Origin of the sequence: Chitinophaga flava (genome assembly GCF_003308995.1) — a bacterium.
Classification (GTDB): Bacteria; Bacteroidota; Bacteroidia; order Chitinophagales; family Chitinophagaceae; genus Chitinophaga; species Chitinophaga flava.
Genome location: NZ_QFFJ01000002.1, coordinates 2,798,105 through 2,813,867 on the forward strand (window position 1 = coordinate 2,798,105; position 15,763 = coordinate 2,813,867).

The following is a 15,763-nucleotide window of genomic DNA, read 5'->3' on the forward strand; positions in this document are numbered from 1 at the left end:
TAACATATGATTGAGGTTAACTTCAATAAAGCAATAGCAGTAGTGACGAAGGCGAGAGAGAATGGCGTAGTGCTTTTTCTGGAAGATGGTAAAATTAAATTTAAGACACCCAAAAATACCGGCATCGCGCCGGAACTCCTGGAAGAGATAAAATTACACCGGGAGGAAATAAAAGCATTGTTGCACCAGGCAGGCGCCGGAGATGAAGAACAGATCATCGCCGGCGCTGCTGCCGCAGCTTCGGATATCCGTTTGTCGTATAGCCAGGAACGTTTGTGGTTCATCGACCAGCTGGAAGGCAGCGTGAAATACCATATACCGATAGTGCTGAAGTTGAAGGGAGATTTGCAGATAACAGCCCTCCGCGATGCACTGAGAACAATCGTCAACAGACATGAAGTGCTGCGCACCGTCTTCCGCGAAACCGGTGGTGTTGCCACTCAGCTGGTACTTGGCAAAGATGCCTGGGACCTGGATGTGCTGACTCCTGACTATTATAACGATCCGGCTGCACTACCTGTGGCTATACAAGCCATCATCGACAAACCATTTGACCTGTCAACAGATCATATGTTGCGGGCACATCTGATAGCTCCTGGTACTGATGAATATTTGCTGGTAGCGGTATTGCACCATATTGCCGCTGATGGATGGTCTACCGGTATCATCGTAGAAGAACTGGTTGAGCTGTATCATGCGCTGGTGAAGGGCGTGATACCTGAACTACCGGTAGTGCATACACAGTATGCCGACTATGCCTTGTGGCAACGGAAATATTTATCCGGTAAAACACTGGAGGCACAGCTGCAATACTGGAAGGATAAACTGTCCGGTACAGCGGTGCTGGAACTGCCTGCAGACTATCCCCGGCCTGCTTCGCAAAGTAATCGTGGTGCTATCGTTTCGTTTAGCCTTGACAGTGATATATCAGAAAAGGTAAAGGCCTTTTCGAAGCAGGAAGGTGTTACCGTCTTTATGACGCTGCTGGCCGCTTTTAAGGTGCTGTTGTACCGTTATACCGGGCAGGATGATATCTGTGTAGGTACGCCGGTGGCGGGAAGAACAAGGAAAGAGCTGGAAAACCTGATTGGTTTCTTCATCAATTCATTAGCACTGCGCAGTGATATGAGCGGGCAGCCTGCGTTTAACACCCTGCTGCAACAGATCAAACAAACTACCCTGGCAGCCTACGATCATCAGGAACTTCCTTTTGAGAAGATAGTAGAAGCGGTGGTAAAGGAAAGAGACCTGGCAAGAAACCCGTTGTTTCAGGTGATGTTTGCCCTGCAGAATATGCCGGCATCGCCGGAGCTGGAGCTGGACGGTGTTACCTTTTCCTTTGTCGGCACAGAACATACCACGGCCAAGTTTGATCTGACCTGTTCCATGGAAGAGAGTGAATCAGGTTTTACCGGAAGGATGGAATATTGCACCGATCTTTTTAATGAGCAGACCATCAACAGGATGATCGGACATTTCCGGCAGCTGCTGACAGCCATATTAGAGGCACCTGATACAATGATCAGTGTGTTGCCGTTGCTCACTGATGATGAGCGGCAGCAGGCTTTAACAGCATTCAATAATACTGCTGTTGATTATGCAGGCGATCAGTCTGTGCCGGCATTGTTTGCCGCACAGGCAGCACAAACACCGGATGCAGTAGCGGTGATGTTTGGAGAAACAGTATTGCATTACGGTGCATTACAGGAGCGTTCAAATCAGCTGGCCCATTATCTCCGCAGTAAAGGTGTACAGAAAGGCAGTCTGGTGCCGGTTTGTATGGAACGTTCACTGGAAATGATGATAGGCATCCTGGCGGTTCTGAAGGCCGGCGCTGCTTACATGCCTTTAGATCCGGCTTATCCGGCAGAAAGGCTCAACTTTATGCTGGAAGAAAGCAGGAGTAATCTGTTGCTGACCACTACAACATTCAATGAACGATTCACCAAAGAAAGGCCGGAAACGGAACTGATATTTTTAGACAAGCTGCCCGAACTGCTGGAAGCACAGCCGGTGGCGGATCTTGATAATCTGCCTTCACCGCAGGACCTGGCGTATGTGATGTATACTTCCGGTTCTACCGGTAAGCCCAAGGGTGTGCTGGTCACTCACCGGAATATCACGAGCCTGGTATTACAACCTAATTATGTTTCCCTGAAGAATACCGATAGAATCCTGTCTGCGGGCTCGCTGGCCTTTGATGCCACCACCTTTGAATACTGGGGTATGCTACTGAATGGTGGCGGTTTGGTATTAAGTGCGGAAAACAGTCTGCTGGATAGCGCTGTGTTTAAACAGGAACTGTATAGTAAGGAAGTAACGGCGCTGTTTATTACTACCAGCTGGTTCAATCAGCTGGTAGATACGGATGTTACTGTGTTTGCGCGGCTTTCCGCTATCCTTGTCGGAGGAGAGAAAATGTCTGAAAAACATGCGGAGCGGTTCCGGCAAGCTTATCCGAATATCAACATCAGTAACATCTACGGCCCTACGGAAAATACTACTTTCTCTTTAAGTTACCATATCAACAGTCAGGGGCTCACCGCCAGTACACCTATCGGAGTGCCGCTGAATAACCGTACCGCCTATGTGCTGGATGCTGCTCAGCAGCTGGTACCGGTAGGCGTGGCCGGAGAACTATATGTGGGTGGTGATGGGCTGTCACTTGGTTATCTCGACAGACCTGAACTCACTGCAGAAAAATTTGTCCCGAATCCTTTCAGTGAAGAGCCTGGCGCCAGGTTGTACCGTACCGGAGACCGGGCCCGCTGGCAGCCGGATGGCAATATCGTTTACCTGGGCCGTATGGATGATCAGGTGAAGATCCGTGGTTTCAGGATAGAACCCGGAGAGGTGGAGAGTGTGCTGCTGGCTTCTGAACTGGTGACGCAGGGCGTAGTAGTGGTAAGAACAGATGATAAAGGCGTTAAAAGACTGGCGGCATACGTCGTGGCTGCCGGCACCTTTGACCGTGAGGCTATTCTTGCTTATTTGAAAGAAAAATTACCGGAGTACATGGTGCCTTCTCTGTTGGTGCCGATGGAAAAACTACCGGTGACGGCTAATGGTAAAATTGATAAAAAGGCGCTGCCAGAGCCGGATATGACAGGTCTGTCCTCCTATACCTATGTGGCGCCGCAAAGCAAGGCAGGCCGTGATATGGCACAGATCTGGCAGGATCTGCTGGGCATAGAACGGGTAGGCATATACGATAATTTCTTTGAACTGGGTGGTGATTCCATCATTACCATACAGGTAGTGAGCAGGGCAAGAAGGGCCGGGTACAAACTGCATCCCCGTGATCTGTTTACGCATCAGACGATTGAACGCCTTGAAGTACTGATGGCCGAACAAAAGGAACAAGGGACCACTGGCGAACAAGGGCTGCTGACAGGTGATTGTGGCCTGTTACCGGTACAGCAATGGTTTTTTGACACCAATGCAGGAGCTGCGGGTCATTTTAATCAGAGTGCTTTGCTGGGAGTTGAAAAAGAGGTTACACCGGCACATCTTGCTGCGGCTATCAAAGCACTGGTACGTTATCATGATGCGCTGCGTTTTGTTTATCAGAAAGATGATCAGGGCTGGCATCAGACCTATGGTACTTATGAAGCCGGCCTGGAAATAAAGGATATGCGGGAAGTGGCTGCAGCAGACCTCGCAGAGCATATCGCTGCGTATAGCCGTGAGGTGCATCGCAGCCTCGATATCACAAAAGGTATCCTGATGAGGGCCGTTTTACTGCAAACAGCCGATACCGTAGTCGCCAACAGATTGCTGATAGTAGTACATCACCTGGCTGTAGACGGCGTATCCTGGCGCATCCTGGCGGAAGACCTGGAAGTGTTGCTCAAACAGGCCGTGGGCGAAGAAACCATCACCTTATCACTCGATAAAGGAAACTCCTATCGTCAATGGGTGGAAGCACTGACGGCCTATGCCGGACAACGCCGCCTCACCAGCCAGCTGCCTTACTGGGAAAAAACAGTAGCAGCAGGCCAGGAGCAACGTATACGCACCACCGGAAATTTTGATGGACCTGTTTCCATTGCGGACTTTAGCAGCCTGGAAACAAAACTGGACGCCACTTTCACACAGCAGCTGCTACAGGAGGCTCCCAGGGCTTATCATACCGAAATCAATGATATCTTATTAAGTGCGCTGGCATTGGCAGTTGCCAAATGGAACCAGGCAAGCCGCGTTTGTATAGGACTGGAAAGCCATGGCCGCCAGGATATCGGCAGCATGGACATGAGCCGTACCGTGGGATGGTTTACAAGCTTGTATCCGGTACTGCTGGAAACCGGCGGTAGCACTGCTCCTGGGGAGATCCTCAAATCTGTGAAAGAACAGCTGCGGTCCATACCGGATAAAGGTATCGGTTTCGGTGTGCTTAAACATCTGGCTAAAACTACCTCCCTGCAAGGGAAAGATCCCTGGGACATTGTGTTCAACTACCTGGGGCAATCAGATCATGTTGTGAAACAACAGGGCTTCTTAAGCCTGGTGAATGAATCATCCGGCGCCGGCGTGGGTGAGGAGTATGTGATGCAGGAGAAAATAGCCCTCAACAGTATTGTGAGGGATGGAGCGCTGGTGCTGGTCTGGACTTTCAGTACCAGACATTTTGATGAACAACAGATACAGGCTTTGGCCGCAGATTATATTGCACAGCTGCAAACACTGACAGCTCATTGTGCGACACTGGAGACACCGGTTTTCACCCCTTCGGATTATGGTCTGAATGGTATTGTCTCCAATAATGAATTAGATGCCTTTCTGGATGCTGTCCACACCGGCCCGTCCCGGCGTGACCAGATCTCCGGATTGTACCGCCTGAGTGCATTACAGGAAGGTATGCTGTTTCATAGTCTGTACGACAAAACTTCCGGTGCGTACATAGAACAGTTTGCATGCGACCTGTTGTCATTACAACCGGCTGCTTTCCGTACTGCATGGGAACAGCTGATCCGGCAACACAGCATCCTGCGTACAGCTTTCTTCAGTGATGAAGCAGCGATTCCGTTGCAGGGTATTTTCAAGGAGGTGTCGCTTCCGCTGGAGATACTGGACTACAGCCAGATGGACGAAACCCGTCAGCAACAGGCGATACGGGATTTTATGCTGGCCGATAGCCGCAAAGCATTTGATTTTAAGGTGGCGCCGCTCATGCGCATCGCCCTTATCCGTCTGAAAGACGATAACTACCGTTTGTTGTGGACTTTCCATCATATATTGTTTGATGGCTGGTCTGTTCCGATATTGGTAGAAGAACTGCTACGGGCCTATGAAGCAGCTGTAAAAGGCGAAGTAATGCCTGCTGCGCCGGAAGACCGCTACGAAGATTTTATCCGCTACCTCGATAAACAAGACCAGGAACAGGAAGCTTCCTATTGGAGCAACTATATGCAGGGCGTGGAAGAAGCCACCCTGCTGCCTTTCATCAAAGCAGGCGTTGATCGCACCAAAGAAACGGGCGATTACAAAGATCATCTGGTGAAACTAGACACAGCTGCTTCCGCTAAAATAGCTGCCTTCGCCCATCAGCATCATATTACCATCAATACCCTCATGCAGGGCGTGTGGGCGTGCCTGTTATATCACTATACCGGCCATGAAAATATCACTTATGGCGTAACGGTTTCCGGCCGTCCGGAAGACCTGCCGGGCATAGAACAACGGGTGGGCTTGTATATCAACACCATTCCGCTGCATGCAGCTATACAGGAAGATAAACCACTGGTACAGTGGCTGCAGGAGCTGCAGGCCAACCAGCTGCAAAGCCGGGAGTTTCAACACACCGGACTGGATGCTATCCAACGCTGGAGCGGCCTTGCTGGCGAGCTGTTCGACAGCCTGCTGGTATTTGAAAACTATCCGGTCAGCAAAGTGATTGAAGCCGAGTCATGGCAATTGCAGGTGGAGAATGTGGCAGTACAGGAAAAAACCAATTATCCATTAACAATCCTCATCGGCGCGGGCGCGGTGATCAATATCCGCTTCAGCTATAACAGTCACCTGCTGCCAGTGGTATACATGGAGGCGATAGCAGGTCATTTTGAAACCATCCTGCAGCAGATGCTGGAAAATGCGGCTGCTCCTTTGCCCGCACTGCAATGGCTGACACCATTGGAACAACAACAGCTACTAACCTTCAATAATACGGCCGTTACCTGGCCGGAATACAAAAACCTGGTAGAGCTTTTCTCTGCACAGGTCCGCAGAACACCCAATGCTATTGCTGTCGTTTTTGAAGACACCGCCTTGTCTTACCGCGAACTGGATGAATATACCAATCAGCTGGCCCATTATCTCAACAGTAAAGGCGTAAAACAGGAAACACTGGTACCGGTGTGCCTGGAACGCTCACTGGACATGATCGTGGCCATCTGGAGTATCCTGAAGGCAGGTGGGGCATATGTACCGGTAGATCCTGCCTATCCGCAGGAAAGGATTGCACATATGTTGTCTGATACCCATGCGGATATTATCCTGACAGATAAAACCGGCGTAAGTGCATTGCCTGCCGGCACTACAGGTATCATCCTGCTGGATGAAGAAAAAGAACAGATTCGTTCTTATGCGGTCACTCCGCCACAACAGGCTATAGATCCAAATCAGCTGGCTTATGTGATCTACACTTCCGGATCAACCGGCAAGCCTAAAGGCGTGATGAACGAACATGCTGGTGTAGTGAACCGTTTGTTATGGACACAACAGTATTTCTCCTTAACAAAGGAAGATGCTGTATTGCAAAAAACAACCTTCTGCTTCGACGTATCTGTATGGGAACTGTTATGGCCCCTGATAAGCGGCGCCAGACTGGTGATGGCGGTGCCCGACGGACAAAAGGATACAGACTATCTGAAGTCCGCTATTGACCGCTATGGTATCACTACCATACATTTTGTGCCCTCCATGTTGCACATCTTCCTGGAAAATGTTTCACAGGGTGAAGTGCCGGGCCTCAGGCGTGTATTGTGCAGTGGCGAAGCACTGAAGTCGCAACATGTGAGCAGCTTCAGGGAAAAAATTCCGCATGCAGGACTCTATAACCTCTACGGACCTACGGAGGCAGCCATCGACGTTACCTGTTGGGATGTGCCGGCTGATTTCCAGGAAACGGATATCGTATCCATCGGTAAGCCGGTGGCCAATACGCAGCTCTATATCCTGGACAGTACCGGTAACTCTTTGCCTGCAGGCGTTTTTGGCGAACTGCATATCGGTGGGGTACAGGTAGCAAGAGGATATTTAAACCGTGATACACTTACGCAGGAAAAATTTGTCAAAGATCCATTTAATCATATGCCGGGCGCCCGTCTGTACAAAACCGGCGACTGGTGCCGCTGGTTGCCCGATGGCAACATTGAATATGCAGGCAGGATAGATGATCAGGTGAAGATCAGAGGATATAGAATTGAGCTGGGAGAAATAGAAAGTGTATTGCTGGAGAGTGAGCTGGTACGCGAAGCCGTGGTGACAGCCAGAGATGCTGCCGACGGCAGCAAACGCCTGATCGGATATGTGGTGCCCACAGGAAACTTTGACCGTACCGCCATTATGGACGGATTAAAACGCCGCCTGCCGGATTATATGATACCTGCCTTGCTGATGGAGCTGTCCGCCTTACCGCTGACAGCCAGTGGTAAGGTCAACAGGAAGGCCTTGCCTAATCCTGATGCGGCCGCGCTGGCATCCAGTGAATATGTGGCACCGCGCAATGAAACAGAACAGTTATTGACAGGTATCTGGGAACATATACTGGATATTCCTCGTGTAGGCGTTAACGATAACTTTTTTGCACTGGGAGGAAACTCTCTCTTGTCGATGCGACTGGTAGCTGCTTTGCGTAAACAGCTGCAGATAGAGCTGCCGGTAAAATCAGTATTTACACATCCTTCCGTTGCGCTGCTGGCAGACTTTATCCTGCATCAGGAGCAGGAGGTCACCATATTACCAGCCATAGAAGCTGCGCCACGGCCGGAAAAAATTCCGCTTTCCTTTAGTCAGGAGCGCCTGTGGTTTATAGATCAACTGGAAGGAAGCGTACAATATCATATCCCGGTGGTATTAAGGCTGAAAGGCGCACTTAACAAAGTCGCGCTGACCGCAGCGCTGCAGGGTATTGTGAACCGCCACGAAATATTACGCACTGTCATAGAACAGGACGATGGTCAGGCATGGCAACGTATCCAGGATAAAGACAGCTGGCAGCTGCATATCACGGATGAACCGGTGTTTCGCGAAGACCCGCTGGCCTTGTCTTCTATGGTGCAGTCTTTGGTACATGCTCCTTTCGATCTTTCCCGTGATCATATGCTGCGTGCGCACCTGATCATGTTGTCCGAAGAAGAACATCTGCTGGTAACAGTGGTGCATCATATTGCGTCTGATGGCTGGTCTTCTGCAGTAATCGTAAAAGAACTCGTAGCACTTTATACAGCAGCTATCCGTAATGAAGCAGTCAGTCTGCCTTTGTTGCCGCTGCAGTACGCCGACTATGCCATCTGGCAACGGCGTTATCTGTCTGATGATGTGCTGGCTGTACAGCTGGAATACTGGAAAGAAAAGCTGCATAGTACGGAAGTATTGCAGCTGCCTACAGATCATGCGCGGCCTGCAGTGCAGAGTACCCGCGGCGCTGTAACCTGGTTCCGCCTCGATAAGGAGCTGACGGCGCAGTTACGGTCATTGTCCCGCCAACAGGATGTGACCCTCTTTATGACCCTGCTCGCTGCATTTAAAGTTTTGTTGTACCGCTACAGCGGACAGGAAGATGTATGTGTGGGAAGTCCCGTGGCCGGCAGAACCAGACAGGAAACAGAAGCACTGGTAGGTTTCTTTATCAATACACTGGCCCTGCGCAGCCATGTAAACGGTCAACAGCCCTTCAGTACACTGCTGCAGCAGATTAAAGAAACAACACTGGGTGCTTATCAGCATCAGGAGATACCTTTTGAAAAGATAGTCGAAGCCGTTATTAAAGAGCGTGACCTTAGCAGAAGTCCGTTGTTTCAGGTAATGTTTTTATTGCAGAACATGCCTGCTACACCGGCGCTGGAACTGGAAGGACTGCAGTTGTCAGCGGAACCATTGTCTTATGCCACCACACAATTTGACCTTAGCTTCACCATGGAAGATAGTGCCGACGGCCTTTCCGGAAGTATAGAGTATTGTGTGGACCTGTTTAGTCCTGACACGATAGACAGGATGGTACGGCATTTCGAACAACTGCTCCGTGGCATTGCGGAGGCTCCTGGCACCCTGATACAGGCTATACCGATGTTAGGTCGGGAAGAAGAAAAACAACTGCTTTTTACGTTTAATGATACCCGTAGTGAACAACCGGAACTGGCTGGCAAAACACTGATAAACCTGTTTACAGAACAGGCGATGCGTACGCCGGCAGCTACTGCGCTGGTGTTTGAAAATGCAGCCCTGACTTATCAGGAGCTGGAAGAACGTGCCGGCCAGCTGGCATGTCTGCTTGCGCATAAAGGCATCAGGGCTGGTTCTTTGGTCCCCTTGTGTGTAGATCGCTCGCTGGAGATGATGATAGCCATACTGGGCATCCTGAAGGCAGGCGGCGCTTATGTGCCACTGGACCCGCTTCACCCGGCCGAACGTATCAGCCGCATACTGGAAGACCTGGGTACAGGTAAACTGATTATTACGACCGGTACGCATCAGTATTTGTTTAACCAGCAGGACGATACAGAGCTGATATTACTCGATGAATGGAGGAATGAAAGACAGCTGCAGCATTTGCCGGATGTATTGCCGTCAGCCACGCCTTCCGATCCGGCTTATGTGATTTACACTTCCGGCTCTACCGGTAAGCCCAAAGGAGTGGTGATCAGCAACGAATCCATCGTGAATTTTATCAGTCATCGTAGCCGCGACTTTGGCATCGATCATGCAGACAGGGTATTACAGTTTTCCAACTATTGTTTCGATGCGGCCGTAGAACAGATGTTCCTGCCGCTGGTAAACGGAGCGGTGCTCGTAATGATCCCTGAAGCGCTAAGGCTGGACAGACAACAGTTTGAACAGCTGCTGGAGCAGGAAAAAGTTACCCATCTCGATACTACACCCGGCTTCCTTTCTTCCATTACACCCGGTAATTATGGCTCCCTGAGAAGGGTGGTCTCCGGTGGTGAGGCTTGCAGCCTGCACCTGGCCATGGAATGGGGCCGGCATGTGGACTTCTATAACGAATACGGACCTACGGAAACTACGGTAGTGGCTACTGCCTATCTGTTCCGTCCGCAGGATATCGGAAAACGGGATATGTTACCCATCGGTAAACCACTTACTAACGTAAACGTCTATATCCTGGATGTGGCCGGACAACCGATACCACTGGGTGTAGCCGGTGAACTGTATATTGGTGGGGTACAGGTAGCAAAAGGTTACCTCAATAATCCGGCACTGACAGCAGAGAAATTTGTAGCTGATCCCTTTGCCGGCCAGGGCGCCAGATTATACAGGACCGGAGATCTGGCATGCTGGCTGCCGGACGGTAACATCGGCTACCTGGGCCGTATAGACGACCAGGTGAAACTTCGCGGTTATCGTATAGAGCTGGGTGAAATTGAAAATGTGTTGTTGCAGCACCCCGATATACGCGAAGCGGTAGCACTGGTGAAAACAGATGCCGGTGGCAATAAACGCCTCATTGGCTATATCGCCGGAGAACAGCTGCCCGCCCGCGAAGAGGTGGCGGCCTTCCTGCGCGAACGTCTCCCGGAATATATGGTGCCCTCTCTGTTCATCATACTGGACACCATGCCGCTGACTCCTAACGGTAAAGTGGACAAAAAGGCACTGCCGGAGCCGGATAACACTGTCTTCGCCAGTGAAGCCTATGTAGCGCCGGCCAATGAAACAGAACAACAGCTCGCCGACATATGGCAAAGCCTTCTGGGGGTACAACAGGTAGGGATATACGATAATTTCTTTGAGCTGGGTGGTGATTCCATTATCACCATACAGGTGGTAAGCAGGGCAAGACGCGCAGGATACGACCTGCATCCTTCAGACCTGTTTAAACATCAGACCATAGCCGGTTTGTCTGCTTTGCTGATATCAAAACAACAGGGCGCCACCAGTCAGGGAGAACAGGGCCTGCTGACCGGCAACAGTGGTCTGCTGCCTATTCAGCAATGGTACTTCGATCATACTGCTAATACAACCGGTGAAACCCATTTTAACCAGGGCATCCTGCTGGAGGTAGACAAAGGCATTGATATACCTGTGCTGGAATGGGCCGTGTCAGAACTGCTGCGTTATCATGACGCCTTACGTTTTGTGTATAGTCAGGATGAAAATGGCTGGCAGCAAACCTATGGCATACACGAAGGTATCCTGGAAGTAGCAGATCTGCGTACAACAGCACAAAGCGCACTGGCAGAGAAGATTACCGCACTGGGTGATCACTACCAGCGTAGCCTCTACATAGAACAGGGGATTACTGTTCGTACTGTATTTATCCAGACGCCAGCCCAGGAAGAACGAAACAGGTTACTGATCGTGATACATCACCTGGCAGTAGATGGTGTTTCCTGGCGTATTCTGCTGGAAGACCTGGAACTGCTGCTGAAAAACGATTCCCGTAGAAAAGGCGCAGAACTGCTGGGGCCTAAAAGTTACTCCTATCGCCAGTGGTATAATACACTTGCAGACTACGGTCAGCGAAACCGCCTGCAGACGCAGCTGGGCTACTGGAAAGAGGCCGCTGAAAGTTATACGCCCCTGGTGACCGATAAACAGTTTGATGGTATTATCACGGTAACGGATACACTAAATCATGTAGTACGGCTCAATGCCGGGCAAACCAGACGACTGTTGCAGGAAGCTCCTAAAGCTTACCATACTGAGATTAATGATCTGCTGCTGTCTGCTCTGGCTGTTACTTTAGCCGAGTGGAATCAAACAGCCAAAGTGGTGGTAGGCCTGGAAGGCCATGGGCGCGAATCCATAGCGACCCATGCAGACACCAGCCGTACCGTAGGTTGGTTCACCAGCATGTATCCGTTAACGTTAGCCGTAAAACATAACAACATCAGTATCCTGTTAAAATCCGTGAAAGAGCAGTTGCGGAGCGTACCGGATAAGGGCCTGGGATATGGTGTATTAAAATATATTAACAAAGAAACCACTTTACAGGGAAGAGATCCATGGGATGTTGTATTTAACTACCTCGGTCAAACCGGCAACATCACTGCGCAGGAAGGCGTATTGCGGATAGCCGCAGAATCGCCAGGAAGCGCCATAGGAAAGGATTTTTCTGTAATAGAGAAGATATCCATTGATGGTATGGTGCAGGAGGATGAGCTGGTGCTTCGCTGGAAATATAGCAGCAAACACTTTAATGCGGCCGGTATCGAAAAAATGGCGGCGGCTTATATCACTCATCTGGAAGCCCTGATTGAACATTGTGTGGCACAATTAACTTCATTGCCTACTCCGTCTGATTTTGGTTTAGGTAAGGAAGTCAGTGTAGAGGAACTGGACCAGTTCCTGGATGCAGCGCCTGACGGTGTCCCCAGACGCGCACGTATAGATGGGCTGTACCGCCTTACCGGCCTGCAGGAAGCGATGTTGTTCCACGGACTGTACGACGAAAACTCAGGTGCTTATATGGAGCAGTTTGCCTGCGATCTGTTGCAACTGAATGAAGCCGCCTTTGTACAAAGCTGGAACCTGTTATTGCAACGGCATACCGCCTTGCGGAGCAGCTTCCATTATGATGAATTCAGTATCCCCGTACAATGTGTATACAAAGATGTACAGCTGCCGGTAACAGTGCTGGACTACCGCAACATGACAAAAGCGGAACAACAACAGGCGCTGCAGGCTTATGCAACTGCTGACCGCAACAATGGATTTGATTTCAGGGAAGCGCCTTTGATGCGCCTCGCACTGGTCCGGCTGGAGGAAAACCGCCACCGTATGTTATGGACTTCCCATCACATTCTTTTTGATGGCTGGTCATTGCCTTTGATACTGGAAGGTCTGTTGCGTATATACGAGTCCGTTGTCAAACAAACCGTTTTGCCAGCGGTAAAGGAAGACCGCTACGAAAACTATGTGCGGTATCTGGAACATCGCGATAGGGAAGAGGAAGAAACATTCTGGCGCAATTACCTGAAAGATGCTTCAGAAGCTACTTTGTTGCCTTTTATAGGCGCTACTGAAGAACGCAACAGTGGCACAGGTACCTACTACCAGGAGCATTTCGAGCTGGATACTTTGACTACCAGTGAGATCAACCGTTTTGCACAGCGTCATCGTATCACGCCCAATACACTGATGCAGGGCGTGTGGGCGTACCTGTTATATCGTTATACCGGTCGCAGGGATGTGGCCTACGGTACTACAGTGTCTGGCCGTCCGGAAGGTTTGCCGGGTGTGGAACAGGCGGTGGGTATGTATATCAATACCCTGCCGTTGTACGCGCAGATCGTACCGGGAAAACCTGTGGCAGAATGGTTACAGGAATTGCAGGCCTCTCAGCTGCAGTGCAGGGAATATCAATATACACCATTAGACGATATACAGCGCTGGACAGGCATTTCCGGCGACTGGTTTGACAGCCTGCTGGTATATGAAAACTATCCGGTGAGCAAAGTGCTGGAGACACAGGAATGGCCGGTGCAGATAGAGAATGTTGCGGTACATGAACAAACGAATCTGCCGCTGGAAATACTAGTGGCGGTATCTGACACCATTCGTGTTACGCTGCGGTATAATGCAGACCTCCTCGGAGAATCTTATGTACAAGCCATTGGCAGACATTTTGAACAGGTGTTGATACAGATGACGGGTAGTGATAATGCCACTTTACAACAACTGGAAATGTTGCCGGCAGCAGAATACCAATATCTGACCCAGGACCTGAATCATAAAAAAGCAGATTTCCCGCAGGGAAAAACCATTATAACATTGCTTAGGGAGATGGCTTTCCGGATGCCGGATGCTACTGCCATTATCTTTGAAGCCGAAGAACTCACCTACCGGACGCTGGAAGAAAAATCCAACCAGCTGGCTAATTACCTGCAAAACCTGGGCGTCAGAAAAGATATGCCTGTGCCGATATGTATTGACAGGTCTATGGAGATGCTGGTGGGTATACTCGGCATTATGAAGGCTGGCGGGGCTTATGTGCCCATAGATCCTGCTTATCCGGTGGAAAGGACCACATTCCTTTTACAGGATGTGAAGGCTGAAATCGTGGTAAGTAATGTACGCCTGAAACAAAAAATGGAATCAGCCGCCAGCGTTCAGGTGATAGTACTGGACGACCGGGAAGACGAATTGTATCTCCGCCCGCTGACACCTCCGGCTTTAGGACCATCACCGGGAGATCTGGCTTATATCATCTATACTTCCGGTTCTACCGGAACTCCTAAAGGCGTGCTGATCGAACACCGGGGTATGTTAAACCACCTGTATGCAAAGATCCACGACCTGCATGTGAGCCACCGTTCTGTCATTGCATATACGGCTTCGTATACCTTCGATATTTCGGTATGGCAGATGTTTTCCGCATTGCTTTGCGGAGGAACAACTATTGTGTATCCGGACGAAGTAATACTGAATCCTGAAAACCTGATCCGTTCTGTAGAACGGCAGCAGGTCACTATTCTGGAGCTGGTACCTTCTTATCTGGCAGCGGTGCTGCAGGAAGATATACCCGCTCAGCTGGAACAGTTGGAATTCTTAATGGTAACTGGTGAAGCAGTCACTCAGCAGGTGCTGGCCCAATGGTTTACACATCCGCATTATTCCCGTATACCTGTGGTAAACGCCTATGGCCCTACAGAAGCTTCGGATGATATCTGTCATTACTTTATGTATGAAACGCCGACACAGTCCAATATCCCGCTGGGATATCCTGTGCAGAACCTCAATATATATGTTACCAGTGAAGACATGCAATTGTGTCCTGTGGGAGTACCCGGAGAAATCTGTGTTTCCGGGGTAGGCGTAGGCAGGGGCTACCTCAACCGGCCAGAGCTAACAGCAGAGAAGTTTATCAACGATCCGTTTATAACGGGTATGACTGTACGTATGTACCGCACCGGAGACCTGGGCCGCTGGCTGCCGGATGGAAGCCTGGAATACCTGGGCCGCATCGATGACCAGGTGAAGGTACGCGGCTACCGCGTGGAACTGGGCGAAATAGAACATGCCCTGCAACAGCACGAACAGATACAACAGGCGGTAGTAGTGGCCAGACCCGACAGGAGAGGGCATAAACAACTGGTGGGTTATGTAGTGACTGCAGCCGATTTCGACAGAGACAGCGTGCAGGCTTTGCTCAAAAGCCGGTTGCCCGAATATATGGTGCCTTCACTGTTGATTACCCTGGATAAACTACCGCTGACAGCCAATGGAAAAGTAGACCGCAAAGCATTGCCTTCACCGGAAGATATACAGGAATTGTCTTCACAAACGTATATCCCTCCCCGTAATGAAACAGAAGCATTGCTGGTGGAAGTATGGCAGGATCTGCTGGGATTGGAAAAGATAGGCGTGCAGGATAACTTCTTTGAGCTGGGAGGACACTCGCTGCAGGTAATACGCCTGCTGTCAACGGTCCGTAAAAAATTCCAGGTGGAAGTGGCCGTCAGGACTTTCTTCCAGCTGGCTACCATAGAGCAGTTGGCCCGCTACGTGAAAGTTAACCAGGAAGATACCACTGATGACGATGAGGATCTTGAAACGATTACACTGTAAAATGTCCGTTGACCCT

1 protein-coding gene is annotated in these 15,763 nt (G+C 50.2%); it reads left to right on the forward strand.

From position 1 onward, the window contains the following. The first annotated feature begins 6 nt into the window (after positions 1-6). Entirely contained in the window at positions 7-15,747 is a 15,741-nt protein-coding gene (locus tag DF182_RS27095; protein WP_113618886.1) for a non-ribosomal peptide synthase/polyketide synthase, read from the forward strand. The last annotated feature ends 16 nt before the right edge of the window (positions 15,748-15,763 follow it).